At 70.6% G+C, this 26,100-nt stretch carries 24 protein-coding genes; 9 read left to right on the forward strand and 15 right to left on the reverse strand.

The genetic code is table 11. The features are described from left to right. The first annotated feature begins 148 nt into the window (after nt 1-148). Both ACIQU3_RS02865 and ACIQU3_RS02870 read left to right on the forward strand, forming a co-directional pair. On the forward strand, nt 149-868 hold the full coding sequence (locus ACIQU3_RS02865; protein WP_403725156.1) for a transglycosylase SLT domain-containing protein: 720 nt from the start codon (nt 149-151) through the stop codon (nt 866-868). A 136-nt stretch (nt 869-1,004) separates the two neighbouring features. Continuing rightward, a complete protein-coding gene (locus ACIQU3_RS02870) occupies nt 1,005-2,312 on the forward strand; it encodes an AI-2E family transporter (protein WP_403725160.1) in 1,308 nt (435 codons plus the stop codon). Nucleotides 2,313-2,391: 79 nt separating this feature from the next. Here ACIQU3_RS02870 and ACIQU3_RS02875 read toward each other — a convergent pair whose 3' ends face one another. Both ACIQU3_RS02875 and ACIQU3_RS02880 read right to left on the reverse strand, forming a co-directional pair. Then, entirely contained in the window at nt 2,392-2,925 is a 534-nt protein-coding gene (locus ACIQU3_RS02875; RefSeq protein WP_234846701.1) for an alkyl hydroperoxide reductase, read from the reverse strand. Between the two features lie 6 nt (nt 2,926-2,931). Continuing rightward, nucleotides 2,932-3,486, reverse strand: coding sequence for a peroxiredoxin (locus tag ACIQU3_RS02880; RefSeq protein ID WP_366712092.1), 555 nt, complete (start codon nt 3,484-3,486; stop codon nt 2,932-2,934). 134 nt (nt 3,487-3,620) lie between these two features. On the opposite strand from ACIQU3_RS02880, the gene ACIQU3_RS02885 reads away from it, so the two are divergent. After that, a complete protein-coding gene (locus tag ACIQU3_RS02885) occupies nt 3,621-4,571 on the forward strand; it encodes a LysR substrate-binding domain-containing protein (RefSeq protein ID WP_403725166.1) in 951 nt (316 codons plus the stop codon). Between the two features lie 144 nt (nt 4,572-4,715). Here the strand turns inward: ACIQU3_RS02885 and ACIQU3_RS02890 are convergent, their stop codons facing one another. The 5 genes from ACIQU3_RS02890 to ACIQU3_RS02910 form a co-directional block, all read right to left on the reverse strand. Beyond that, nucleotides 4,716-7,052 carry an ABC transporter permease gene (locus ACIQU3_RS02890; protein WP_403923139.1) on the reverse strand — a complete coding sequence of 779 codons (2,337 nt, stop codon included), beginning with the start codon at nt 7,050-7,052 and terminating at the stop codon, nt 4,716-4,718. Continuing rightward, the gene (locus tag ACIQU3_RS02895) at nt 7,049-7,738 is read right to left on the reverse strand and encodes an ABC transporter ATP-binding protein (protein WP_403923141.1); all 690 of its coding nucleotides are present in this window, start codon (nt 7,736-7,738) and stop codon (nt 7,049-7,051) included. Before ACIQU3_RS02895 ends, ACIQU3_RS02890 begins: the two co-directional genes overlap by 4 nt. Then, entirely contained in the window at nt 7,735-8,259 is a 525-nt protein-coding gene (locus ACIQU3_RS02900) for a PadR family transcriptional regulator (protein WP_142160021.1), read from the reverse strand. The genes ACIQU3_RS02895 and ACIQU3_RS02900 overlap by 4 nt, the downstream gene beginning before the upstream one ends. A gap of 152 nt (nt 8,260-8,411) precedes the next feature. Continuing rightward, nucleotides 8,412-8,690, reverse strand: coding sequence for a hypothetical protein (locus ACIQU3_RS02905; protein ID WP_403923144.1), 279 nt, complete (start codon nt 8,688-8,690; stop codon nt 8,412-8,414). After that, complete coding sequence (locus tag ACIQU3_RS02910) at nt 8,687-9,622, reverse strand: SPFH domain-containing protein (protein WP_403923146.1); 936 nt, start codon at nt 9,620-9,622, stop codon at nt 8,687-8,689. Before ACIQU3_RS02910 ends, ACIQU3_RS02905 begins: the two co-directional genes overlap by 4 nt. A 262-nt stretch (nt 9,623-9,884) precedes the next feature. Here ACIQU3_RS02910 and ACIQU3_RS02915 point away from each other — a divergent pair, with 262 nt between their 5' ends. After that, on the forward strand, nt 9,885-12,173 hold the full coding sequence (locus ACIQU3_RS02915; protein ID WP_403725638.1) for a transglycosylase domain-containing protein: 2,289 nt from the start codon (nt 9,885-9,887) through the stop codon (nt 12,171-12,173). A gap of 66 nt (nt 12,174-12,239) precedes the next feature. Here the strand turns inward: ACIQU3_RS02915 and ACIQU3_RS02920 are convergent, their stop codons facing one another. The 4 genes from ACIQU3_RS02920 to ACIQU3_RS02935 form a co-directional block, all read right to left on the reverse strand. After that, entirely contained in the window at nt 12,240-14,384 is a 2,145-nt protein-coding gene (locus tag ACIQU3_RS02920) for a SpoIIE family protein phosphatase (protein WP_403725189.1), read from the reverse strand. Nucleotides 14,385-14,706: 322 nt separating this feature from the next. Then, on the reverse strand, nt 14,707-15,399 hold the full coding sequence (locus ACIQU3_RS02925) for a DUF402 domain-containing protein (RefSeq protein ID WP_403725192.1): 693 nt from the start codon (nt 15,397-15,399) through the stop codon (nt 14,707-14,709). An 83-nt stretch (nt 15,400-15,482) separates the two neighbouring features. After that, nucleotides 15,483-16,886 carry a class II fumarate hydratase gene (locus ACIQU3_RS02930; RefSeq protein ID WP_403725195.1) on the reverse strand — a complete coding sequence of 468 codons (1,404 nt, stop codon included), beginning with the start codon at nt 16,884-16,886 and terminating at the stop codon, nt 15,483-15,485. Between the two features lie 77 nt (nt 16,887-16,963). Continuing rightward, on the reverse strand, nt 16,964-18,634 hold the full coding sequence (locus ACIQU3_RS02935; RefSeq protein ID WP_403725198.1) for a fumarate hydratase: 1,671 nt from the start codon (nt 18,632-18,634) through the stop codon (nt 16,964-16,966). A gap of 165 nt (nt 18,635-18,799) precedes the next feature. On the opposite strand from ACIQU3_RS02935, the gene ACIQU3_RS02940 reads away from it, so the two are divergent. Then, nucleotides 18,800-19,516: a DUF1707 domain-containing protein gene (locus ACIQU3_RS02940; RefSeq protein ID WP_403923148.1), complete on the forward strand. Its 717-nt coding sequence runs from the start codon at nt 18,800-18,802 to the stop codon at nt 19,514-19,516. A 114-nt stretch (nt 19,517-19,630) separates the two neighbouring features. Then, entirely contained in the window at nt 19,631-20,008 is a 378-nt protein-coding gene (locus tag ACIQU3_RS02945; protein WP_403725205.1) for a WhiB family transcriptional regulator, read from the forward strand. A 145-nt stretch (nt 20,009-20,153) separates the two neighbouring features. Here the strand turns inward: ACIQU3_RS02945 and glpX are convergent, their stop codons facing one another. Then, the gene (gene glpX, locus ACIQU3_RS02950) at nt 20,154-21,188 is read right to left on the reverse strand and encodes a class II fructose-bisphosphatase (protein WP_403725210.1); all 1,035 of its coding nucleotides are present in this window, start codon (nt 21,186-21,188) and stop codon (nt 20,154-20,156) included. A 127-nt stretch (nt 21,189-21,315) separates the two neighbouring features. On the opposite strand from glpX, the gene ACIQU3_RS02955 reads away from it, so the two are divergent. Then, nucleotides 21,316-21,840: a DUF4245 domain-containing protein gene (locus tag ACIQU3_RS02955; protein WP_403725213.1), complete on the forward strand. Its 525-nt coding sequence runs from the start codon at nt 21,316-21,318 to the stop codon at nt 21,838-21,840. A gap of 60 nt (nt 21,841-21,900) precedes the next feature. On the opposite strand, the gene ACIQU3_RS02960 is transcribed toward ACIQU3_RS02955, so the two are convergent. From ACIQU3_RS02960 to xseA, 3 genes are all read right to left on the reverse strand, one after another. Beyond that, nucleotides 21,901-22,491 (reverse strand): malonic semialdehyde reductase, encoded by a 591-nt coding sequence (locus ACIQU3_RS02960; protein ID WP_184559850.1) that lies wholly within the window; start codon nt 22,489-22,491, stop codon nt 21,901-21,903. A 121-nt stretch (nt 22,492-22,612) separates the two neighbouring features. Further along, entirely contained in the window at nt 22,613-22,858 is a 246-nt protein-coding gene (locus ACIQU3_RS02965; protein WP_403725217.1) for an exodeoxyribonuclease VII small subunit, read from the reverse strand. A 9-nt stretch (nt 22,859-22,867) separates the two neighbouring features. Continuing rightward, nucleotides 22,868-24,076: an exodeoxyribonuclease VII large subunit gene (gene xseA / locus ACIQU3_RS02970; RefSeq protein ID WP_403725220.1), complete on the reverse strand. Its 1,209-nt coding sequence runs from the start codon at nt 24,074-24,076 to the stop codon at nt 22,868-22,870. A gap of 121 nt (nt 24,077-24,197) precedes the next feature. Between xseA and ACIQU3_RS02975 the strand changes: the two genes are divergently transcribed. Next, nucleotides 24,198-25,223, forward strand: coding sequence for a 4-hydroxy-3-methylbut-2-enyl diphosphate reductase (locus tag ACIQU3_RS02975; RefSeq protein ID WP_403725223.1), 1,026 nt, complete (start codon nt 24,198-24,200; stop codon nt 25,221-25,223). A gap of 68 nt (nt 25,224-25,291) precedes the next feature. Next, entirely contained in the window at nt 25,292-26,038 is a 747-nt protein-coding gene (ppgK, locus tag ACIQU3_RS02980) for a polyphosphate--glucose phosphotransferase (protein WP_403725226.1), read from the forward strand. Nucleotides 26,039-26,100: the final 62 nt, after the last annotated feature.

Consider the following 26,100-nt stretch of genomic DNA (forward strand, 5'->3'; position numbering starts at 1 on the left):
TGCATAGCGATGTCGTATGCCGCCCGAGCAACACGCGGCGCTTCCCTCGGGGGAGTTGCCCACCGGGCCCGCGCCTCCCGTGACCCCGCAGTTGGGGAGGCCAGTGCCAGGGGCACGATTGCGTCCGCGAGGGTCACCGAAGCGGGCGATGCTGGAAGGAAACCGTGTGAGCCGGATCTCGGTCCGGGGATTCGCAGTGGCTTCGGCCACGGCGGTCACCGCTGTCGGAAGCGTCGTCGGCGTTGCCTCGGGCAGCACCGCGCAGAACAACGACGCGGAAGCGACGGCAACCGGCGCCACGCTGCTCGCGGACATCCCCGCGGGCCAGCAGGCCCAGGTACAGACCGCGTCGCTGACGCAGCAGGCCGACGCACAGGCCATTCAGGCGGACGCGAGCGCGAAGAAGGACGCCGAGGAGGCCGCCCGCAAGGCCGCCGCCGAGACGGCCATCGCCAAGAAGGAAGCCGCCGAGAAGGCGGAGAAGGCCGCCGAGGCCGCGGCCAAGGAGCGCGCGGAGGCCAAGTCCGCCGCCAGCCGCTCCAAGGACATCTCCGACTTCCCCGTCGCGAGCTCGTACAGCATCGCCCAGATCCAGGCGATGGCGCGGCAACTGGTGCCGTCGGGCCAGTTCCAGTGCTTCAGCAACATCGTGGACCACGAGTCCGACTGGAACTACAAGGCCGTCAACCCCTCCTCCGGGGCCTACGGCATGTTCCAGGCGCTGCCCGGCTCCAAGATGTCGTCCGTCGGCGCCGACTGGCGGACCAACCCGGCCACCCAGATCAAGTGGGGCCTCAACTACATGAACGACCGCTACGGCAGCCCGTGTGACGCCTGGTCGTTCTGGCAGGCCAACCACTGGTACTGAGCCGACCGGCCCCCGGCCGATCCGTTCCTCCGCTCGAGCCCCGCACCGTCGTCCGGTGCGGGGCTCGAGCCATGTACGGTCGGACGGACGGCTCCCCGGGGGAGTGGTGCGCCAAGACGGGGGAAGAGGACGGATCATGTCGCGAGTGCCAGGGTGGCTCGGCCGGCTCGGTGCCGGGCTGACCGAGATGAGCGAGCGGTACAACGAACGCCGCGCCGAGGCCGAACGGGAGCAGGACGACGCCGAGTCACGGACGTTCGTCGACGGTTCGGTTCCGCCGCCCCCGGACTACGCGCCCGAGGTCGCCGCCCGTCCCGATCCCGCGCTGGCCGTGCCCTGGGGGGTGCGGGTCGCGGCCGAGGCCGGCTGGCGGCTCCTCGTCCTCGCGGGCACCCTCTGGGTGCTGATGCGGGTCATCAGCGCCGTCCAGCTCGTGGTGCTCTCCTTCGTCATCGCCCTGCTCATCACGGCGATGCTGCAGCCGACGGTGGCGCGGCTGCGGCGCCACGGCGTGCCGCGCGGGCCGGCCACCGCACTGACGGCCGTCCTCGGCTTCGTCGTCATCGGCCTCATCGGCTGGTTCGTGACCTGGCAGGTCATGGAGAACATCGACGACCTCTCGGGCCAGATCCAGGACGGCATCGACGAGTTGCGGAACTGGCTGCTGAACAGCCCCTTCCACGTCACCGACAAGCAGATCAACGAGATCGCCACCAACCTGCGCGAGGCCGTCGGGGCGAACACCGACCAGATCACCTCCGCCGGGCTCGAGGGCGTCACGGTCGTCGTCGAGGCGCTCACCGGGATCCTGCTGTCCGTCTTCTGCACGCTGTTCCTGCTCTACGACGGCAAGCGGATCTGGGAGTGGACGCTGAAGCTGGTGCCGGCGGCGGCACGGCCGGGGGTGGCCGGGGCCGGTCCCGCGGCGTGGCGGACGCTCACGGCGTACGTGCGGGGCACGGTCATCGTCGCGTTGATCGACGCCATCTTCATCGGGCTCGGGATCTACTTCCTCGATGTGCCGATGGCCGTGCCGCTGGCGGTGTTCATCTTCCTGTTCGCGTTCATCCCGCTGGTGGGTGCGGTGGTGTCCGGTGCGCTGGCGGTGGTCGTCGCGCTGGTCACCCAGGGGGTGTTCACGGCCGTCATGACGCTGGTGGTGGTGCTGGCGGTGCAGCAGATCGAGGGGCACATCCTGCAACCGTTCATCCTCGGCCGGGCCGTGCGGGTGCACCCGCTGGCGGTGGTGCTGTCGGTCGCGGCCGGCGGGATGGTGGCCGGGATCGGCGGTGCGGTGGTCGCCGTGCCGCTGGTGGCGGTGACGAACACGGTCGCCGGGTATCTGCGGTCGTACTCGCAGAAGTCGGCGCTGCGGCACTCGGTACGGCCGCGCGGGGCCACGGCGGTCAGCGCGGAGCCCGCTCCTGAGACGCCGTCGCAGTAGCGGGACCCCCGACACACCACAGGGCCCCGCCCACCGGTCAGGTGGGCGGGGCCCTGTGGTGCGGGGCGGACGGCCGGGGTTACTCGGCCAGGACCGCCTCGGCGTCCAGCGTGACGCCGACCGCCTGGATCACGGAAGCGATCTTGAACGCCTCCTGGATGACATCGCGGTCCAGGCCCGCCTTGCGCAGCACCTGCTCGTGCGAGTCGAGGCACATGCCGCAGCCGTTGATCGCGGACACCGCGAAGGACCACAGCTCGAAGTCGACCTTGTCGACGCCCGGGTTGCCGATGACGTTCATCCGCAGACCCGCGCGCAGGGTGCCGTACTCGTGGTCCGACAGCAGGTGGCGCGTGCGGTAGAAGACGTTGTTCATCGCCATCACCGCGGCGGCGGCCTTGGCCGCCGTGTAGGCCTCAGGCGACAGGTTCGCCTTGGCCTCCGGCTCCAGCTCGCGCAGCACGATCGGGGAGCGCGAGGCGATCGCCGTCGACAGGACCGTGCCCCACAGCTGCTGCGCCGGCAGGTCGGAGTTGCCGATGACCGAGCCGAGGTTCAGCTTCAGGTCCTTGGCGTAGTCCGGTATCGCGGACTTCAGTGCGTCGAGGGACATGTCAGATCACTCTCCGGCGAGCAGCGCGACCGGGTCGAGGGTCTCCTCGCCCTTGGACCAGTTGCAGGGGCAGAGCTCGTCCGTCTGGAGCGCGTCCAGGACCCGGAGGACCTCCTTGGGGTTACGGCCGACCGAACCCGCGGTCACCATCGAGAACTGGATCTCGTTGTTCTGGTCCACGATGAACACCGCGCGCTTGGCGAAGCCGTCCTCGCCCTCGATGCCCAGCTCGCGCATCAGCTCGTGCTTGGAGTCGGCCATCATCGGGAAGGGCAGGTCACGCAGGTCGTCGTGGTCCTTGCGCCAGGCGTGGTGGACGAACTCGGAGTCACCGGAGAAGCCGAGGACCTGCGCGTCGCGGTCAGCGAACTCCTCGTTCAGCTTGCCGAAGGCGGCGATCTCGGTCGGGCACACGAAGGTGAAGTCCTTGGGCCAGGCAAAGATGACCTTCCACTGACCCTCGTAGGTCTTGTGGTCGATCTGCTGGAACTCCTTGCCCTTCTCCAGCGAGACACAGGCGGTCAGGTCGAACTCGGGGAACTTGTCACCGACAGTGAGCACACGCTCTCCTTGCAGCGAAAGAAACACCCGGATCGCGGGTGTTTCCCATGGGTTGGACTGTGTTGATGTTGGCACAGGCTCGATTGATTACGGAAATAGCTACACTCGGTCGGGTTGATCGGAGGTAGTTATCAGTGACTGTCGGTGGCAAGCGCAGGCAGCCCAGTCTCGCCCAGCTCCGTGCCTTCGCGGCGGTGGCCGAGCACCTTCATTTCCGGGACGCGGCCGCGGCGATCGGCATGAGCCAGCCCGCCCTCTCGGGCGCCGTGTCGGCCCTGGAGGAGACACTCGGAGTGACGCTCCTCGAGCGTACGACGCGCAAGGTGCTGCTCTCGCCCGAGGGGGAGCGGATCGCGGTACGGGCCAAGGCGGTTCTGGGGGAGATGGGAGCGCTCATGGAGGAGGCCGAGGCCGTCCGGGCCCCCTTCACCGGGGCGCTGCGCCTCGGGGTCATCCCTACGGTCGCGCCCTATCTGCTGCCGACGGTGCTGCGGCTCGTCCACGACCGGTATCCGCACCTCGACCTCCAGGTGCACGAGGAGCAGACCGCCAGCCTCCTCGACGGTCTCACCAGCGGGCGCCTCGACCTGCTGCTGCTCGCGGTGCCGCTGGGCGTACCCGGAGTGGCCGAACTTCCCCTGTTCGACGAGGACTTCGTGCTCGTCACGCCGCTCAACCACTGGCTCGGCGGATGGGAGGGCATTCCGCGCGACGCGCTGCGCGAACTGAACCTGCTGCTGCTGGACGAGGGGCACTGCCTGCGCGACCAGGCCCTCGACATCTGCCGGGAGGCCGGCCGCGACGACGTACCGGTCACCACCACCGCCGCCGGGCTGTCCACTCTGGTGCAGCTCGTCGCGGGCGGACTCGGTGTGACACTGCTGCCGCGCACCGCGCTGAAGGTGGAGACCTCCCGCAGCAACCAGCTCCTCACCGGGTATTTCGCCGACCCGGCCCCCACGCGCCGTATCGCACTGGCGATGCGGACGGGCGCCGCGCGCGGCGCGGAGTACGAGGAACTGGCGGCGGCCCTGCGCCAGGCCCTGCGACCGCTGCCGGTACGGGTCCTGGACCACGACACCTGACGCCCGCGGGTCACGACGTCTGACTGCTGCGGGTCAGGGCGTCTGACACCCGCGGACCACGACGTTCGACGCCCGCGCCCGGCCGGGCCCCGGTTGATACGAGGCCCGGGCCGGAGCGCGCGACGGTCCGTGCGGGGCCCGGTCCTACTCGGTGCGCAGCCCGTCCGGCCGCATCAGCTTCAGCAGCGGCGGCAGGCTCAGCAGGGTCACCACCAGGACGACGCCCGCGCCGATGCCGGTCATCGACAGCACGCTCGGCCAGTCCACCCGGACCGACGTGTTGGTCATCCGCAGCAGCACCGCGCCCAGCGCCATGCCCACCGTCGCGGCGAGCAGCAGGCCAAGCCCGATGGGGATCGCCGTCTGCCACAGGACCGACAGGCCGAGGGTGCGGCGCCTGGTGCCGAAGGCCACCAGGGCCGACAGCAGCTTGCGGCGTTCACGCAGCTGCTCCAGCTGTGAGACCAGCAGACTCGCCCCGATCAGCGCCAGCACACAGGCGGCGCCCACGGACAGGCCGGTGCGGATGGTGGCGTAGCGTTCGTTGCTCTCGATGCTGTGCCAGGTCATCGGCTGGACGGCCGGCTCCAGGCGCGCGGCCGTGTTGCGCACGTGGTCGTACGCGTCCGGCTCCGAGGGGTCCAGGCTCAGGAACAGCCGGGTGGAGAGCTGCGCACCGAGGGACGCGGGAAGCGCGCCCGGGGTGATCAGCATGCCGCCGCGCTCGTACCCGGTGGGGTCCTCACGGGGCCGGGCCTGCCGGATGTCCTGCGGCACGGTCCAGGAGACCGGCCGGTCGCCGGAACGGCCGGTGTCCTCCGGCTGGGTCCGCAGGGTCGTGCCGGGCTCGGACAAGTGGTCGTACGCGCTGTCGTACTCCGAGCCCTTGACGGCGAAGACGTCGCCGTCACGGCAGGAGGGGAGCGTGGCCACCTCGCGCAGCGACGCGCAGTCGGCCACGGTGACCTGCGTGAAGGAGTCCTCGTCGCCGCGCGCCCCCATATAGACGTCGGACAGCGCGCTGACCTTGCGCACGCCCTCGGTGTCGCGGTACTTCCCGACGACGGCCGCGGTATCGGCGCCGTCCGGCACGTCCACGCTCATCTGGGCCCGGGACACGTCGTACTGCGACGCCTTGGTGTAGTTGCCCTCCACCCCGGCGAACAGCATCTGCAGCGCGATCGCCCCGGCCACCGCCACCGCGATGCCGTTGACCATCCGGGCCGCCGCCCCACTGCTCAACTGCAGCCTGCGCACGGCCAGTTGCCACGACACCGCACCCGGCCCGAGCCGAGTCACGACCGTCTCCACCACCCAGGGCAGCAGGGCCGTGACGCCGACCAGCAGCAGCATCACGCCGCCGACGACGAGGTACTGGTTGAAGTTCCCGCTGTCGTCGCCCTTCCCGATCATCGGGAAGAGCAGGGCGAGCCCACCGAGCGGCAGCAGCAATCGCCACCACAGTCTGCGCCGCGCGGGTTTGGCGGTGCGCACCACGCCGAGCGGCTCGATGACCACACCGCGCAGGGCGAGGATCGTCACCACGACCGCGGCCGCCGGCACCGCCAGCGCGACCAGGACGGCCAGCACGGGCGAGGGATTCAGATAGCTCGGGAACACACTGACGCGGAACACCTCCGCGGAGGCCGCCAGTTGGCGTCCGAGCAGAAAGAAGCCGAAGCCGAGGACGAGCCCGAGCACCGAACCGGCGAGTGCCTCACCGGCCGCGATCCGCCGCGTCATCCTGCTGTCGGACCCGACCAGCCGCAGGGCCGCCAGCCGGCGGTCACGCCGCTCCCCGCCGAAACGCACGGCAGCGGCGATGAACACGGCGACCGGCATCAGCAGCACGACGAAGACGACCAGGACCAGCAGGAGCAGCACCGGGTCCCAGGGGTCGGACGACCCCAGATCGTCGTTGCCGAAGTGGTCGATCCGGGCGCCGCTCGCGGGGCCCTCCAGCAGCTTCGCCAGCCCCTTGCCACCCGCGAAGTAGACGAGTTCCTGCGAGCCGACCAGCCCCTGCTCGCCGATGGTCCCGGCGATCCGGTAGTCCAGCCGCTCCCGCAGCAGCTTGCCGTCGTCGGAGGCGAGCAGCTCCTTCAACGCGGGGGAGACGACCATCTCACCCGTCGCCGGGAACGCCGGCACGCCGGGCGGCAGCGGAGCCCGCGGGCCCTCCGCCTCCAGCAGCCGGCCGCGTACGTCCATGTCGCGGAACGTGGTGTCCGCGTCGACGACGACCAGGGTGTCGTCGGCCTTCGGTATCTTCTGCTGGCTGAAGGTGTGGTCGCTGCGCGCCTCCTCACGCCGGTCGCGTTCCGCCAGCGCGTTGGGGATGGCGGTGGTGAGCAGCAGCAGCGCCACCCCGAGTCCGACACCGACGGCCGTGAGCAGCGCCCGGGTCCACCCCTCGCGTCCGCCGGCGAGGGCGAACCGGGCCCCCATGGCGAGGTCCCGGCTCCACTGCCTGACGCTCATACGACGCGCTCCATGTCACGGGACTTGCCGTCCCGGACGACGATCTCGCGGTCGGAGTACGCGGCCACCCGCGCCTCGTGCGTGACGAGCACCACGGCCGCGTTGGCGGACCGGGCGGCGTCCGTGAGCAGCTCCATCACCCGCTCGCCGTTGAACGAGTCGAGGGCGCCGGTCGGTTCGTCGGCGAACACCACCCGCGGGTTCGTCACCAGCGAGCGGGCCACGGCGACCCGCTGCCCCTGACCGCCGGACACCTCGCCGGGCCGTTTCTTGCGCAGGTCGTCGACCTCCAGGCGTTCCATCCACGCCAGCGCGGTCCGCTCGGCCTCCTTGCGGGACGAGCCGTTCAGCCGCAGCGGCAGGGCGACGTTCTCCACGCAGGTGAGTTCGGGCACGAGCTGCCCGAACTGGAACACGAACCCGAACTCCGAGCGCCGCAGCGCACTGCGCTCTGCGTCACTCATCGCGGTCACCTCACGCCCGGCGTACGTGATCGAGCCCGAGTCGGGCATGACGATCCCGGCGAGGCAGTGCAGCAGTGTCGACTTGCCCGACCCGGACGGGCCCATCACGGCCACGACCTCGCCGGGGTGGATGGAGAACCCGGCGCCGTCGAGCGCGGTCGTCGGGCCGTAGGCCTTGCGCAGGTCCTGGGCGATGAGGAGGGAACCGGCGGGAACCGTCATCGGGTCACCGCCTCACGGAGCTTGTCCAGACGCGCCGCGGTCAGCTCCAGCCAGCGCAGGTCCGCCTCCAGGTGGAACAGCGCGTGGTCGCAGATGAGCTGGTCGGCCAGATCGCCCTTGCGCTTGCGGTCGGTGAGGATTCGCATGCTGCGCAGGTGCTCGGAGCGCTGGGTGTCGAGGATGTCACCGGCGTCGCGGTGGGTGAGCAGGGCCAGGACGACCTTGGTGTACAGGGTCGACTGGAGATAAGGCTCCGGCTTCTCGGGTGTGGCGAGCCAGCGCGCCACGTCGGTGATGCCGGCCTCGGTGATCGCGTACCGCTTGCGCTCGGGACCGCCGCCCGCCTCGATGCCGTCGACCTCGACGAGCCCGTTCTTCAGCAGGCGGGACATCGTCGAATAGACCTGGCCGTAGTGGAGCGGCCGGTCGTGACCGAACTTCTCGTCAAAGGCCCGCTTGAGGTCGTAACCGTGGCGCGGGCCGGACTCCAGGAGTCCCAGGAGTGTGTGACCGATGGACATGGCAAGGACTGTACACGGTGTGTATACGCGCCATGTATACGTCGAGTGTGCAGTCCATGGCGGGGTGTGCGGGAGCGCAGGTGGGGGGTCGTTGTCACGGTTCCGCAACAGCCCATCGCCGTCGCGCCGGAGAACGACCCCCCCGAGGCGGTTCAGGCCCTCGGCGATCCGCCGGTGCCGCCGGGTGATCCGCCCGAGCTGCCGGGTGGCCGGCCCCGCCGGGGCAGTGGTCCGGTCTCCCGGGGCAGCCGTCCGGCCTCCGCCAGCGCCTTGCGCAGCAGGAACTCGATCTGCGCGTTGGCCGACCTGAGCTCGTCCCCGGCCCACCGGGCGAGCGCCTCGTACACCGCCGGGTCCAGCCGCAGCAGCACCTGCTTGCGCTGCTGCTGCGGCCGGCGCTGCGGGCCTTGGCCCTCGGGCGGGACCGTCACTGGTAGAGGGACCCGGTGTTGAGGACGGGCTGCGCGGCCCGGTCACCGCACAGCACCACCATCAGGTTGGAGACCATCGCCGCCTTCCGCTCGGAGTCCAGCTCCACGATGTCCCGCTCGGTGATCCGGGCGATGGCGGCCTCGACCATGCCCACCGCGCCGTCCACGATCTGCCGCCGCGCCGCGACCACCGCTCCGGCCTGCTGCCGCTGGAGCATCGCCGAGGCGATCTCGGGGGCGTAGGCGAGGTGCGTGAAACGCGACTCGATGATCTGCACGCCGGCCGCCTCCACGCGCGCGTGCAGCTCCACCGCGAGCTTCTCGGTGATCTCCTCGGCGTTGCCGCGGAGCGAGAGGCCGTCCTCCTCGTGGGCGTCGTAGGGGTACTCGATGGCGATGTGCCGCACGGCCGCCTCGGTCTGGGTGGAGACGAACTCGATGTAGTCGTCCACCTCGAAGGTGGCCTGGGCGGTGTCCTCGACGCGCCAGACCACGACCGCGGCGAGCTCGATCGGGTTGCCGTAGGCGTCGTTGACCTTGAGCACGGCGGTCTCGTGGTTGCGGACGCGGGTGGAGATCTTCGTGCGGGAGGTGAAGGGGTTCACCCAGCGCAGGCCGTCCTGCCGGATCGTGCCGCGGTAGCGGCCGAAGAGCTGGACGACCCGGGCCTCGCCCGGCGCCACCATGTTCAGCCCGCACATGGCGAGGAACGCCGCGAGCGCGACCAGGATGCCGCCGATGATCAGCGCGGCCTGTGCGCCGCCGGCGTGCACCGAGGTGGCGGACGCGATCAGCCCGGCGCCGGCCAGCAGTCCGAGCAGGCCCAGCAGCAGGGCGAGCCCGCCGCCGATGCTGTGCGCGGCGAACTCCCGTACCCGGGGTGTCGGCATCTCGGGCACGTCTGCCGTGACCTGCGGTTCCGTTGTGGACATGGGTGGTCCCCCGTTTCTCCTGGGAAGCCGCTCCTGCTTAGCTTCCGTCTATCTAAGTGATATCACTTTATCGCAGGCTGGCAACCCTGCGGGTGTCTCGAACGTCGGTTCCGATGGGAATGGGTGCTGATTGTCACGTCCGCAAAGGGCCGGATCGGCTGCCCTATCTCTTATCTCCCGGTGTTAGCTTTCTGAGCTGACCTGAGCGGCGAACCTGTGTGACATGTGAGCACACATGAACGAAGCGGAGCAGATCGGACTCATGGGACGAGCGGAAGAAAGACGCGCCCGACAGCGCGGTGGGCGCCGGGCGGCACCCAAGAGCCACCGTTCGTCGGCTGCGGCCGGGAAGAGCGGCATACGCAGGCTCTTCACCTGGAAGAAGCTCCTCGGCACCTTCCTCGGCGTGTGCCTGCTGGGCATGGGCGCCTTCATCGTGCTGTACATGGTGATCGACATTCCCGAGGGCAACGCCGACGCCAAGCGGCAGAGCAACATCTACAAGTACAGCGACGGCTCGATCATGGCCCGCGACGGCAAGGTCAACCGCGAGAACGTCGATCTGGCCCGGGTCCCCAAGGGCGTCCGGATGAGCTTCGTCGCCGCCGAGAACAAGACCTTCTTCAAGGACTCCGGCGTCGACTTCAAGGGCACCGCCCGCGGCCTGTTCAACACCCTGTCGGGCCGCGGCGCGCAGGGCGGTTCGACGATCACCCAGCAGTACGTCAAGAACTACTACCTGACGCAGGAGCAGACCGTCTCGCGCAAGCTGAAGGAGATGGTCATCTCGTTGAAGCTGGACCGGGAGAAGTCCAAGGACTACATCCTCGCCGGCTACATCAACACCAGCTACTACGGCCGCAACGCCTACGGCATCCAGGCCGCCGCGCAGGCCTACTACGGCATCGACGCCGAGAAGCTCGACGTCGCACAGGGCGCCTACCTCGCCGCGCTCCTCCAGGCCCCCAGCCAGTACGACTGGGCCGTCGCCTCGAAGGACGGCAAGAAGCTGGTGAAGGCGCGCTGGAACTACGTCCTCGACAACATGGTCGACGAGGGCTGGCTGAGCGCCTCCGAGCGGGCCGGGATGCAGTTCCCGATACCCGAGGAGCCCAAGCCCGCCCCCGGCATGGAGGGCCAGAAGGGCTACCTGGTCAACGCGGCCAACGCGGCACTCGAGAGGCAACTCGTCGCCGAGGGCACCGCCGACAGCACCAAGGAAGCCGAGGCGCTGGTCAACGCCGGCGGCTGGACCCTCACGCTCAACATCGACAAGAAGAAGCAGGCGGCGCTGGAGAAGTCCGTCCGGCAGCAGCTGACCGGCAAACTCGACCCCGACAAGCGCAAGGTGGACGGAGACGTCCAGGCCGGTGCCGCGTCGGTGAACCCGAAGACCGGCGCCGTGGTCGCGATGTACGGCGGCGAGGACTACTTCAAGCACTACACCAACAACGCCACCCGCGCTGACTACCAGCCCGCCTCCACCTTCAAGCCGGTCATCCTGGCCGCGGCCCTGGAGGAACAGGCGAAGACGCAGGACGGCAAGCCGATCACCGCGAACACGGTCTACGACGGCACGAGCAAGCGCCAGGTCGTGGAGGACGGCACCAAGGTCGGCTTCGCCCCCGAGAACGAGGACGACCGGAACTACGGCCCGATCTCCGTCCAGACGGCCATGAACAAGTCCGTCAACTCGGTGTTCGCGCAGATGGGCGTCGACGTCGGCATGCCGGAGGTGGTGAAGGTCGCCGGGAAGCTCGGCATGGACACCGACGACATGGCGGCCGTGCCCGCGCAGACCCTGGGCAGCATGGGCGCCAGCCCCCTGCAGATGGCCGGTGTGTACGCGACCCTCGACAACCACGGCAGGAAGGTCACCCCGGCCGTCCTGAAGTCGGCGGAGCACCTCAACCACAACGTCACCATGCCCGACGCGGTCGGCGACCAGGTCATCAGCCGGGAGGCCGCCGACTCGGTCACCTCGGTGCTGACCGGCGTGGTCGACGACGGCACCGCCCAGGCGTCCGTGCGCAACAACCCGCTGCGCGAAGGCCAGCAGGTCGCGGGCAAGACCGGTACGTCCGACAACAACAAGTCGGCCTGGTTCACCGGCTACACCCCGAAGCTGGTCACCTCGGTCGGCCTGTTCGGCGAGGACGCCAAGACGCACGCCCAGGTCGCGATGTACAAGGCGGCCGGCAAACCCCGGCTCGACGGCGGTGACTTCCCGGCGCGGATCTGGGCGGCGTACACCTTCGGCGTGATGGGCGACGTCTCCGAGTTCGACCTGGAGACCAGGCAGGGCGCGGCCGTCCAGCCGACCTGGACGCCGACGCCGTCGAAGTCGCCGACCGAGGAGCCGTCGCAGGAGCCGACGACCGAGGAGCCGTCGTCGTCCCCGCCGCCCACGACGGAGAAGCCCTCTTCCTCCCCGCCGCCGTCCCCGTCGACGACACCGCCCACGCTCACCCCGCCGACGTCCCCGCAGACGACGCCGCCGGATGACGGAGGCGACCCGTTCGAGCCGGTCAGGCCGGGCGGCGACGAGTAGCCGAACAGGAGACGCGCAAGGGCGCTCGGTGCACACCGGGCGCCCTTCGCCTGTCCCTGCGGCCCTTCAGCCGCGGTTGAGTTCGAACCAGACCACCTTGCCCGTGCTGAGCCGGGTCGCGCCCCACCGCCGGGCCATCCGGTTCACCAGGTACAGCCCGCGCCCGCCCTCGTCGGTGGCGCGAGCCTGCCGCAGCCGCGGCAGCTGCGGCACGTCGTCGCCGACCTCGCAGCGCAGGACGTCCGTGCGCAGCAACCGCAGCGTCACCGGCCGCGAGGCGTACCGGACGGCGTTGGTGACGACCTCGCTGACGAGCAGCTCCACGGAGTCGCTGAGCTCCTCCAGGCCCCAGCGTGACAGAGCGCGCCGGGCCAGCCGGCGGGCCCGGCCGGGCGCCGCGTCCTCCGGCTCCAGGAACCAGTACGCCACGTCGCTGGGGGCGATCCCGTCGAAGCGGGCGGCGAGCAGCGCGATGTCGTCGTCCCGGTCGCCCGGCCCGAGCATGTCGAGCACCTCGTCGCACAGGGCTTCCAGGGGCGGCGGATGGTCCGGCCCGGTGAGCTGCGCGACCGCGGCGAGCTTCTCCCGCAGCTGCTCGATGCCGGTCCACACGTCGCGCAGCCGGGACTCGACCAGGCCGTCGGTGTAGAGGAGCAGGGTCGCACCGGCGGGCGCGTCCAGCTCCACCGCCTCGAAGTCCACGCCGCCCACCCCGATCGGGGCACCGGCCGGCACGCGCAGCACCTCCGCGCGCCCGCCCAGGTGCAGCAGGACGGGCGGCGGATGACCGGCGTTGGCGATGGTGATGCGGTGCGATACCGGGTCGTACACGGCGTAGAGGCAGGTCGCCATGCGGTCCACGCCGAGGCGCTGGGCCTGTTCGTCGAGGTGGTGCAGGACCTCCTGCGGCGGCAGGTCGAGACCCGCGAGGGTCTGGGCGGTGGTGCGCAGCTGGCCCATGATGGCGGCCGACGTCATGGAGTGGCCCATGACGTCACCGACGACCAGTGCGACCCGGCTGCCGGGCAGCGGGATCGCGTCGTACCAGTCGCCGCCCACCCGGGCGGTCTCCGCGGCCGGCAGGTAGCGCGAGGCCAGCCGCACCCCCGTGGGGCGGGGCAGCGTCTCGGGCAGCATGGTGCGCTGCAGCTCGTCCGCGATGTACGCCTCACGGCCGTACAGCACGGCCTTGTCGATGCCGAGGGCGCTGTGCGTGGCGAGCTGGGCGGCCACCAGCAGGTCGTCCGGGTCGAACGCGATGCGCTCGGGGCGGCGCAGGAACAGGGCGGCACCGATCACCCGGCGGCGGCCGCGCAGCGGGGCGAGGATCGCGCGCTGTCCGTCCGGCACGGCGAACTCGCCGTCCTCGCCGAGCAGCTCCGGCAGCGCGGCGCGGGCCGCGGGAGCGTCGGTGAACACCGGGCGCACCCCGCGCAGCACCTCGGCGAGGGCGCTGCCGGGCCGTACCTCGCACAGCTCGGCGCCTACCGCGTCCAGGTCGCTGGGCTCGGGCTGCGCGGCCGGCAGGAAGCCGTTCTCGGTGTCGCGCTCCGCCGGTATCCGGTCGGTGCGGCGCAGCCGCAGCACCAGCGGACCGGTGGGCCGCTCGTCGCCGACGGGCAGCGGGTCGCGCAGATAGACCAGGATCGCGTCGGAGAAGGTGGGCACGGTGGCCCGGCACAGCCCCATGACGATCTCGTCGAGGTCGATGCCACGGGCGATCCGCCGGGTGGCGGCCCCCACGAACCTGAGCCGGTCGCCGTCCCGCCGCATCGGCGTGGGGCGGCCCGGCGGCAGGCTCTGGCCGCTGCGGCGCTCCTGCCCGTCGGTGTCCACCACGGGCCGGTCCTGTTCGTCGGCCGGCTGGACGGGAATGCCCTCGGGAGCGGGGCGCGGCCGAGGCGTCTCGCGCTCGGCGGTCTGCTCTGCACCCGGCTGGGAGTGCTCGGAGGCGGGGTCGCTCACGGTGTCCTTGCCCTTGCCGAACGGCGTGGAGGTGCCCGGCTCCGACGTGCCCGGCGTGCTGTGTGCCGTCGTGACCGGAACGCTGACGTCGCCGCCTGGGCGGCCCTGTACCGGTAAGGTGCCGGCGCCGGGCGCGCGCGCCGGGGCCGGGGTATGCCCGAAGGCCCCGCGGGGGTCCGCGGGGTCGACGCCCGCCTGGGGGCGTTCGAAGGAGGTCGGCTGCTCCGTCACGCGTGTCGAATCCATCCGTCCGGGGCTGCGCGCCGCGCGCGCAGTTGGTCCCGCCGAAACTCCGATACCCGGATTACGTGCCCCAGGAACGGAATTCCCGCGTGGTCAGAGGTTGTTCCTGTGCCACCCGCGGGCCGTCTGCGGCCCCCGGGGGCCTGCTGACGGCCGCAGGGGCCTGCGGCGCAGGCCCCGCCGGTGTTGCCCTCGTACCCCTCGCTCACGTCCTGCCGCCCCTCGGTGACGATCGGTCAAGCCCAGCGCGTGCTCCGGTAGTTGCCGCCGCGCGCCCTTGCGGAGGACGATCCTACGTTTCTTGCCCGGGGGCGCATCAAGGGTCTCATGAGGACACATGCGCGGGCGTTCGGTCCCAGTCCTCCGGCAGTGACGGTACCGTCCAGGACGGATCCGGGCGCCAGTGCTGCCAGCCTTCGGAGAAGGGCGGGCCCCAGGCGCGGATCACCTCCACGGCGTCCCGTCCCGCCGCCTGTACCTTTTCCGCCTGTTGGTCGTCCATCAGCCCGTCCCGGCGGGCCTGGGCGAACTCGTCCTCGTCGCGCCAGTGCCAGCTGCGGTCGGGATGGACGGAGATGTCCAGGAAATGGTCGACGGAGTCGACGCCACCGGTCCAACGGGCCAGCGGTTCCTCCAGGTTCACGTACCAGTTCTTGAACTGCCAGCCCGGCTCCCAGAACAGCCACACCGACCAGGGCTCGCCGGGGCGGGCCAGCTTCAGCACGCCGGTGCCGAACCACCGGTCCCGCTGGACGGTCCGCGGCTTGGTGTACCGCGACTCCAGCGGTTCCAGGTGCACGGGCGTGCCGTCGGCGAGAACGGGCTTCACGCACTCCGTGCCGGGCGCCAGCCACACGGCGAGCACGTCCGCGTCGTCCCGGACGACGGTGACGGGACGCGCGATGTGCACCTGCGTGCCGCCGTTCTCCCGGTACCGCCACAGAATCCGGCTCCCGGGCGCCCAGAAGCCTGCCGCACCACCCGTTTCCATGCGTCTCATCGCTTCACCGTCTGCCATGAACAGATATTAGGTGCCGTAGGCATACGACGCTGCGGCGCGTGTCACGGTTCACGCGCCGGGCACACGAACGCGCCCTCGCGTCACGGGTGCGTCATCCGCAGGACGTCGAGCGCCTCGTCGAGCTGCTCCGCGGTCAGGTCCCCGCGCTCCACGTAGCCGCCGTCCAGCACGACCTGACGGATCGTCTTCCGCTCGGCCAGCGCCTTCTTGGCGACCTTCGCGGCCTCCTCGTAGCCGATGTACTTGTTGAGCGGGGTGACGACGGAGGGGGAGGACTCGGCGTACTCCCGCGCCCGTTCGCGGTTCGCGGTGATGCCGTCGACGGTCCGGTCGGCCAGCAGCCGCGTCGCGTTCGTGAGGAGCCGGACCGACTCCAGCACGTTCTTGGCGATGACGGGCAGCATCACGTTGAGCTCGAAGTTCCCGGCGGCGCCGGCGGTCGCGACGGTGGCGTCGTTGCCCACGACCTGGGCGGCGACCATCAACACGGCCTCCGGGACGACCGGATTCACCTTGCCCGGCATGATCGACGAGCCGGGCTGGAGGTCGGGCAGGGCGATCTCGGCGAGGCCGGTGCGCGGCCCGGAGGACATCCAGCGCAGATCGTTGGCGATCTTCGTCAGCCCCACCGCGACGGTCCGCAGCTGCCCGCTGGTCTCGACGATGCCGTCCCGGGCGCCCTGGGCCTCGAAGTGGTTGCGTGCCTCGGTGAGGGGCAGCCCCGTCGTACGGGCCACTTCCTCGATCACGGCGGCGGCGAAGCCGGGCGGGGTGTTGATGCCGGTGCCCACGGCCGTACCGCCGAGGGGCAGTTCGGCGAGCCGGGGCAGGGAGGCCTCGAGACGCTCGACGCCGTACCGCACCTGGGCCGCGTACCCGCCGAACTCCTGGCCCAGCGTCACGGGCGTGGCGTCCATCAGGTGGGTCCGCCCCGACTTCACGACGTCGGCGAACTCCTCGGCCTTGCGCTCCAGGGACGCGGCGAGGTGCTCCAGCGCGGGGATCAGATCGCGCGTCACGGCGGCGGTGGCGGCGATGTGGATCGAGGAGGGGAAGACGTCGTTGGACGACTGGGAGGCGTTGACGTGGTCGTTGGGGTGCACGCCGCGGCCGAGCCGCTCGCTCGCCAGCGTGGCGATGACCTCGTTGGTGTTCATGTTGGACGAGGTGCCGGACCCGGTCTGGAACACGTCGACCGGGAAGTGCTCGTCCCACGTCCCCTCGGCGACCTCCCCGGCCGCCTCCTGGATCGCCTGGGCGATGTCCTTGTCCAGGACGCCCAGCTCGGCGTTGACCTTGGCCGCGGCGCCCTTGATCCGGGCCAGCGCCTCGATGTGCGCGCGCTCGATGCGCTGCCCGGAGACGGGGAAGTTCTCCACGGCCCGCTGGGTCTGGGCCCGCCACTTGGCGTGCGCCGGCACCCGCACCTCGCCCATCGAGTCGTGCTCGGTGCGGTACTCGGTCCTGTCCTGCTCGTCGGTCATCGACGATCACCTCCACGTGTCACAGCGTCCGCGCCGCGACCACTGTTCCCCGTGGAGGCGAATCATCACCGCCGTCGTCAGGCGAGTCCGGGGCCCCGTACCGGAATGGACGTGAAGGTCGGCGCGGGCGCCGGGTCCTGGAAGAAGTCGTTGCCCTTGTCGTCGACGACGATGAAGGCCGGGAAGTCCTCCACCTCGATCTTCCAGACGGCCTCCATGCCGAGCTCCTCGTACTCGACGACCTCGACCTTCTTGATGCAGTCCTGGGCCAGGCGCGCGGCCGGGCCGCCGATGGAGCCGAGGTAGAAGCCGCCGTGGGCGTCGCAGGCGTCGGTGACCTGCTTGCTGCGGTTGCCCTTGGCCAGCATCACCTTGGAGCCGCCCGCCGCCTGGAACTGCTCCACGTAGGAGTCCATCCGGCCGGCCGTGGTCGGGCCGAAGGAGCCCGACGCGTAACCTTCGGGGGTCTTCGCGGGACCGGCGTAGTACACCGGGTGGTCCTTCAGGTACTGCGGCATCTCCTCGCCCGCGTCCAGCCGCTCCTTGATCTTGGCGTGCGCGATGTCACGCGCCACGACCAGCGGGCCGGTCAGGGACAGGCGGGTCTTCACCGGGTACTTGGTGAGTTCCGCGAGGATCGTCTCCATCGGCTGGTTCAGGTCGATCTTCACGACGTCGCCGCTCTCGTCGAGCTGCTCGTCGGTCGTCTCCGGCAGGAACCGCGCCGGGTCCGTCTCCAGCTGCTCCAGGAAGACGCCCTCGGCGGTGATCTTCGCGACGGCCTGGCGGTCGGCGGAGCAGGAGACCGCGATGGCCACCGGGCAGGACGCGCCGTGCCGGGGCAGGCGTACCACGCGCACGTCGTGGCAGAAGTACTTGCCGCCGAACTGAGCGCCGATGCCGATCTTCTGCGTCAGCTCGAAGACCTTCTGCTCCAGCTCCTTGTCCCGGAAGCCGTGACCCAGCTCCGAGCCCTCGGCGGGGATCTCGTCCAGGTAGTGCGCGGAGGCGTACTTGGCGGTCTTCAGCGCGTACTCGGCGGACGTGCCGCCGACCACGATCGCCAGGTGGTACGGCGGGCAGGCCGCCGTGCCCAGCGAGCGGATCTTCTCCTCCAGGAACTTCATCATGGAGGACTCGTTCAGGACGGCCTTCGTCTCCTGGTACAGGAAGGACTTGTTGGCCGAGCCGCCGCCCTTGGCCATGAACAGGAACTTGTAGGCGCCGCCGTCGGCCGCGTACAGCTCGATCTGCGCGGGGAGGTTGGAGCCGGTGTTCTTCTCGTCCCACATGGTGAGCGGGGCCATCTGCGAGTAGCGCAGGTTGAGGTTCTGGTAGGCGTCGTAGATGCCGCGGCTCAGGGCCTCCTCGTCACGGCCCTGCGTGAGCACGTTCTGCCCGCGCTTGCCCATCACGATCGCCGTGCCGGTGTCCTGGCACATGGGCAGCACACCCGCCGCCGCGATGTTCGCGTTCTTCAGCAGGTCCAGCGCCACGAACTTGTCGTTGCCGGAGGCCTCGGGGTCGTCGATGATCCGGCGCAGCTGCGCGAGGTGGGCCGGGCGCAGGTAGTGCTGGATGTCGTGGATGGCCTCCTCGGCGAGCTTGCGCAGCGCCTCCGGCTCCACCTTCAGGAAGGTCCGCCCGTCCGGCCCCTCGACCGTGGAGACACCCTCGGAGGTCACCAGGCGGTACGGGGTGGTGTCCTCTCCCTGGGGGAGCAGATCGGTGTACGCGAACTCAGGCATCTCGCCCATTCCTCACTCGACAGACGGCGGCCCGCCTCCGTTGGCGAGCGCCAACCAGCGTAGGACCTGCCGCCGACGGCGAGCTTGTGAGGTAAGGCTCAGTTCGTCACGCTCGGCCGCGATCCAGGGGTGTCGCGATCTATCGTGTTTCGGTACGCTGCTGCCGTGGACCTTCAGAAGCAGGAACTCCAGAAGCCGGATCCCCGGCAGCCGGGCAGCCCAGCCGCCTCCGAGCTGCGCGCCTCCGACGCCGAGCGCGACCGCATCGCCGACCTCCTGCACGACGCCCTGGCCGAGGGCCGCCTCACCGCGGACGAGCACGCCGAGCGCGTCGAGGGGGTGCTGCGCGCCAAGACCGTCGGCGAGCTGGAGGTCTTCGTACGGGACCTGCCCGCGGCCCACCGCCAGGGCGCCGGCCCCGTCCACCCGGCGGCCCCCCGGCGCCCCAGTGCCGGCGCCATCCCGATCGACCCGGACGACAACGTGGTCGCGGTGTTCAGCAGCGCCGTCCGCAAGGGCCGCTGGCGCGCGGGCCGCCGTATCCACGCGTACGCGATCTTCGGCAGTGTCGAGATAGACCTCAGCGAGGCCCTCTTCGATCACCAGCAGGTCGTCGTCAAGTCGTTCGCGATCTTCGGCAGCGTCGACATCCGCGTCCCGGAGAACGTGTCGCTGCGCGGCATGGGCGGCGGCGTCCTCGGCAGCTTCGAGGTGGCCACGCTCGACTCGGGCGAACCGGAGGCCCCCATCGTCTACGTGGACGGCTGGGCCGTGCTGGGCAGCGTCGAAGCCCGGCCGAGGCGCGGCAAGGTCGTCGCGGACATCCTGGACCGGGTGCAGCGCAAGGCCGACCGGAGTTTGCGCAAACACCTGGGGCATTGACAGTCGCGAATCCCCCGAATCCGGCCGTTCGGAACTCAGTGCATAGGCGCGCGCACAGCGGGTAGGCCTTGCTGCATCGTCTCTCGCTCGCGAAGCCGTCGTCAGGAGTAGACCGTGCTGCAACCGCCGCATTCGTCCGTGCAGGTAGCTGCCGTTCCGGCCCCGCGGGTGCCAGCGCGAGACAGGGACCAGGACGCCCCGTGGCACACCGAGGCGGTGTGCCGGCGTGACGAGGCCGGCCTGTTCTTCGCCCCCTCCAAGGAGCCGACCGCCGCGAGGCTGTCCCGGGAGGAAGCGGCGAAGCGGGTCTGCGCCCGCTGTCCCGTGATGGTCGAATGCCGGGAGCACGCCCTGCTCCAGCCGGAGCCCTACGGCGTCTGGGGCGGGCTCACCGCCGCGGAGCGCCGCGTGGTCCTGGCCCGGCGCCGTCGCCGCGAGATGGAGCTGAAGAAGACGGCCCGCCCGGCGGACTCGATAGCCGCGGCCGGCTGACGGCGAGCAGTACGAAAGGGCGTCCCCACCGCACCGGGGACGCCCTTTCGTTCAGCCGGCCTGTCTTCGGGGGCGCGGGGAACTGCGCGACAAGCCACGCATGTGCCGCGGCCGCGCCAGACCCGCACCCCCGGGCCGAGAAGCCCTACTTGCCCTTGTCGAAGTCGATCGCGCTGTACGCCCGCAGCTTGCTCAGGCGGTGCTCCGAATCGATCCTGCGCACCGTGCCCGACCGCGACCGCATCACGATCGAGTCGGTCGTCGCGGTCTCCGCCCGGTAGCGAACCCCCCGCAGCAGCTCGCCGTCCGTGATGCCGGTCGCCACGAAGAACACGTTCTCGCCGGTGACGAGGTCCTCCGTCGTCAGCACGCGGTCGAGGTCGTGCCCCGCGTCGATCGCCCGCTGCCGCTCCTCGTCGTCCTTGGGCCACAGCTTGCCCTGGATCGTGCCGCCCAGGCACTTCACCGCGCACGCCGAGATGATGCCCTCGGGCGTGCCGCCGACGCCGAGCAGCAGATCGACCCCGGTGCCCTCCCGCAGCGCCAGGATCGAGCCGGCCACGTCGCCGTCGGAGATCAGCTTGATGCGCGCACCGGTGTCCCGGATCTCCTTGATGATGCCCTCGTGCCGCGGCCGGTCCAGGATCACCACCGTCACGTCCTCCGGCGCGGACCGCTTCGCCTTGGCGACCCGGCGGATGTTCACCGCCACCGGGGCGTTGATGTCGACGAAGTCGGCAGCCTCCGGTCCGGTGACGAGCTTGTCCATGTAGAAGACGGCGGACGGGTCGAACATGGACCCGCGCTCGGCGGCGGCCAGCACCGCGATCGCGTTCGTCATGCCCTTCGCGGTCAGCGTGGTGCCGTCGATCGGGTCGACGGCGATGTCGCACTCGGGCCCGGTCCCGTCTCCCACGCGCTCCCCGTTGAACAGCATCGGGGCTTCGTCCTTCTCGCCCTCGCCGATGACGACGACGCCGTTCATCGAGACGGTGGAGACGAGGGTCCGCATGGCACGCACCGCGGCACCGTCGGCGCCGTTCTTGTCACCCCGCCCGACCCAACGGCCCGCGGCCATGGCCGCCGCCTCGGTGACCCGGACGAGCTCCAGGGCGAGGTTGCGGTCGGGGGCCTCGGAGGGCACATCGAGTTCGGACGGCAAATGATGATGCTCGGTCATCGGAGCGCACCTTTCTGTACGGCGACGGCCGGATGAGGGTGTTGTCGCCCGACTCTATCCCCGAGTCGCCAAATTGAGCAGGGGCCCCCACGGATGAGCGCCGCAGGGACCTGCGACGATAGGGGGCGTGGCACGCGAGAACGGCAAGCAGAAGACGGCGCGGGACATGATCCTCTCGATGGGGATCATCATCCTGGTGGCGGGCTTCGTGTACCTCTTCATCCCGCACGACGACAGCCCTCCCGACGTCAAGGCCGTCGACTACCGGGTCGAGCTGCTCACAGCGCGCCGCGCCGCCTCCTACCCGGTGGCCGCGCCCCAGGGGCTGCCCGACGCGTGGAAGGCCACCTCCGTCCGTTTCCGGGGCGACGAGTTCGACGCCTGGCACCTCGGCTTCCACGACCCCGAGGGGGAGTACGTGGCGGTCGAGCAGTCCACTCAGCGGCGCCCCGTCTTCCTGGACGAGGCGACCCAGGGCGCTCACGAGACCGGCAGGACCCAGGAGATCGACGGGAAGACCTGGACCCGTTACGAGGGCGGCCGCTACGACGCCCTGGTCCTGGAGGGTGCCAAGGGCTCGACGACGGTCGTGACGGGCACCGCGTCGTTCGCGCAGCTGACGAAGATGGCCGAGGCGCTGGAAACGAAGTGAGCGCATGAGGAGGGCCCCCGGCGCTGTCGCCGGGGGCCCTCCTCATGGGGTCGCGGTGGCTCAGACGGTCGTGACGACCTGGTCGAAGTCCAGGCGCGGGGAGCGCGGGTGCCAGGCGTCCGGGCCCGGGCGGCCGATGTTGACGACCATCAGCGGGGTGTGGTCGTCGTCCAGGAACTCCTTGCGGACACCCTCGAAGTCGAAGCCGGTCATCGGGCCGGCGGCGAGACCGGCGGCACGTACACCGACGATGAAGTAGGCGGCCTGGAGGGCGGCGTTCAGCGCGGCGGCGTTCTCGCGGACCGGGCGCTCGGTGAAGAAGACGTCCTTGATCTGCGGCGCGGCCGGGAACAGGTGCGGCAGCTCCTCGTGGAACTCGTTGTCCGCGGAGAGGATCGCCACCAGCGGGGCGCTCGCGGTCTTGGGCCGGTTGCCCTCGGCCATGTGCGCCACCAGGCGCTCGCGGGCCTCGGGGGAGCGGACCAGAGTGATGCGCAGCGGGGTCTGGTTGAAGGCGGTCGGACCGTACTTGACCAGGTCGTAGATCGCCTGCACCTGCTCGTCGGTCACCGGCTCGTCGGTGAAGGTGTTGGCGCTGCGGGCCTCACGGAACAGAAGGTCCTGGGCTGCGGGGTCAAGAACGAGGGACATGGATGCACTTTCTCGCGACTGTCGATCCGGATGACCGGCTGACGTCCTCGACCGTACGCCCATGAAGTTCAACGTTCAACCAACGTGAGGGTGTCCTGCATCACGAACCGAACGCCCCAGCTCACTCCGTGTCCGCGTCCTCCCCGGCCTCCTCCGCCAGCGCCGCGTCCAGCCGCGCCCGGGCCCCGTCCAGCCAGCGCCGGCACACCTTGGCCAGCTCCTCGCCCCGCTCCCACAGCGCGAGGGACTCCTCCAGCGTCGTACCGCCCGCCTCCAGGCGCCGGACGACCTCGATCAGTTCGTCCCGCGCCTGCTCGTACCCGAGCGCCTCGCTCGTGCCCGGTGTCTCGTCAACCTCGCTGGTCATCCACTCACCCTATGTGTCCACTCGTACGGAGAACTCACCCTCGGAGACCCGTGCCCGCAGGGTCTCGCCGGACGTCACCTCGCCCGGGTCGCGGACCGCGTGCCCGTCCGCCCTCTGCAGCACGGCGTACCCGCGCTTCAGGGTCGCGGCGGGGGAGAGGGCCACCACGCGCGCGTGCGTGTGGGCCAGCTCCGAGTCCGCCCGGTCGAGCTGGTGCCGCAGGCACCGCCGGCCCCGGTCGAGCAGGTCCGCCACCTGGTCGGCCCGCACGTCGATCATCCGGTGCGGGTCCTCTATCGACGGCCGCGCCAGCGCGTGCGCCAGCCCGCGCTCCTCGCGCTCGACCAGCGCCGCGACGCACCGCCGCGCCCGGTCCCGCAGCAGCCGCACCCGCTCCAGCTCCTCGCCGACGTCCGGCACGACCTTCTTGGCCGCGTCGGTCGGCGTGGACGCGCGCAGGTCGGCGACCTGGTCCAGCAGCGGGTTGTCCGGCTCGTGCCCGATGGCGGACACCACCGGCGTACGGCACTGCGCGACCGTACGGATCAGCTGCTCGTCGGAGAACGGCAGCAGGTCCTCCACGCTGCCGCCGCCCCGCGCGACGATGATCACGTCCACGTCGTCGATCGCGTCGAGCTCCTTGACCGCCTGCACGACCTGCGGCACGGCGTGCACGCCCTGCACGGCCACGTTGCGCACCTCGAAGCGCACGGCGGGCCAGCGGTGCCGGGCGTTCTCCAGCACGTCCCGCTCGGCGGCCGAGGCCCGCCCGCAGACCAGTCCGATCAGCTGCGGCAGGAACGGCAGCGGCTTCTTGCGCTCCGGCGCGAACAGGCCCTCGCGCGCCAGGGCCTTCTTCAGCTGCTCCAGCCGCGCGAGCAGCTCACCGACCCCGACGGGCCGTATCTCGGCGGCCCGCAGCGACAGCTGGCCCCGCGGGGCGTACCACTCGGGCTTCGCGAGGACGACGACCCGGGCACCCTCGCTCACCACGTCCGCGACGGCGTCGAACACCTGCCGGTAGCAGGTGACGCTGACGGAGATGTCGTACGAGGGGTCCCGCAGCGTCAGGAACACCACACCGGCGCCCGGGCGCCGCGACAACTGCGTGATCTGCCCCTCGACCCACACCGCGCCGAGCCGGTCGATCCAGCCCCCGATGAGCCGCGACACCTCACCGACGGGCAGCGGTGCTTCCGGAGTCGTGTTCACAGCCATGCCCGCGAGGGTAGTGGGCACCGCCGACAACACCGCTCACGTCCCTCGTGCGGGGGCCGTGCGGGTCTTCGCCGGAGCGTCACACGGACGGGATCTTCGACCCGCCGAACGCGGCCTTACGATGGGACGCATGTCTGCTTCGCCTGGCCGCCGTGTCCTGCTCGCCGCCCCCCGTGGCTACTGCGCGGGTGTGGACCGCGCCGTGATCGCCGTCGAGAAAGCCCTGGAGCAGTACGGCGCTCCGGTGTACGTCCGGCACGAGATCGTCCACAACAAGTACGTCGTGCAGACCCTGGAGAAGAAGGGCGCCATCTTCGTCGAGCAGACGGAGGAAGTGCCTCCGGGGAACATCGTCATGTTCTCCGCGCACGGCGTGGCCCCCGTCGTCCACGAGGAGGCCGAGCGCGGCAGGCTCGCCACCATCGACGCCACCTGCCCCCTGGTCACCAAGGTCCACAAGGAAGCCGTCCGTTTCGCGAACGAGGACTACGACATCCTCCTGATCGGCCACGAGGGCCACGAGGAGGTCATCGGCACCTCCGGCGAGGCCCCCGACCACATCCAGCTCGTCGACGGGCCGGGCGATGTGGCGAAGGTCGAGGTCCGTGACCCCTCCAAGGTCGTCTGGCTCTCCCAGACCACGCTGTCCGTCGACGAGACCATGGAGACCGTCGACGCCCTGAAGGACAAGTTCCCGCAGCTCATCTCCCCGCCCAGCGACGACATCTGCTACGCCACGCAGAACCGCCAGCTGGCCGTGAAGCAGATGGGCGCCGAGTCGGACCTCGTCATCGTGGTCGGCTCGCGCAACTCCTCCAACTCCAAGCGGCTCGTCGAGGTCGCCAAGATCGCGGGCGCCCGTGAGGCGTACCTGGTGGACTTCGCCGACGAGATCGACGAGGCCTGGCTGGAGGGCGTGAGCACGGTCGGTGTCACCTCCGGAGCCTCCGTCCCGGAGATCCTGGTCGAGCAGGTCCTGGAGTACCTCTCCCAGCGTGGATTCGAGGACGTCGAGATCGTCAAGGCGGCCGAGGAGTCCATCACGTTCTCCCTGCCCAAGGAGCTGCGGCGCGACCTGCGCGAGGAGGCCGCCGCCCTGGCCGCCGGGCGCGGCGGCGCCGGGACCGGTGAAAGTTCCGGGGAGTGATCGGGGACGGGCCGGGCAGCATCGCCGTCGGGCCTGTGACTGTCAGTCGTTCGTCGTAACGTAGGGCCATGCAGATCTTCGGAGTGGACATCGGCGGATCCGGGATCAAGGGTGCGCCGGTGGACCTGGACAAGGGCGACCTGGCGCAGGAGCGCCACAAGGTCCTCACCCCCCACCCGGCCACGCCCGACGCGGTGGCCGACGGCGTCAAGCAGGTCGTCGACCACTTCGGCTGGACGGGCCCGGTCGGAGTGACCTTCCCGGGTGTGGTCACCGACGGAGCCACGATCCGCACGGCGGCCAACGTCGACGACAGCTGGATCGACACCGACGCCCGCGCCCTGCTCGGCGAGCGGCTGGGCGGGCTGCCGGTGACGGTGGTCAACGACGCGGACGCGGCGGGCGTCGCCGAGATGCACTTCGGCGCCGGCCGCGACCGCCGGGGCACGGTGATCCTGCTGACCCTCGGCACCGGCATCGGCAGCGCGGTCTTCGTCGACGGCGTCCTCGTGGCCAACACCGAGCTGGGCCACCTGGAGCTCGACGGGCACGACGCGGAGAAGCGGGCCTCCAGCAAGGCGCGCGAGGACCACGACATGACGTGGGAGCACTGGGCCGTGCACCGCGTGACCAAGTACCTCGCCCATGTCGAGATGCTGTTCTCGCCGGAGCTGTTCATCCTCGGCGGCGGGGTCAGCCGCAAGTCCCACAAGTTCCTGCCCTACATCGAGGGCATCAGAGCCGAGATCGTCCCGGCGCAGCTGCAGAACAACGCGGGGATCGTCGGAGCGGCGATGCGGGCGGCGGAGCACTAGGTCGTGTCCGCACAGTCCCGTCGTCCGCCCGGAGGGCGTGCCAGGCGTCGCGCGGCAGGCGG

Origin of the sequence: Streptomyces sp. NPDC101110, from assembly GCF_044759525.1 — a bacterium.
Taxonomy (GTDB): domain Bacteria; phylum Actinomycetota; class Actinomycetes; order Streptomycetales; family Streptomycetaceae; genus Streptomyces.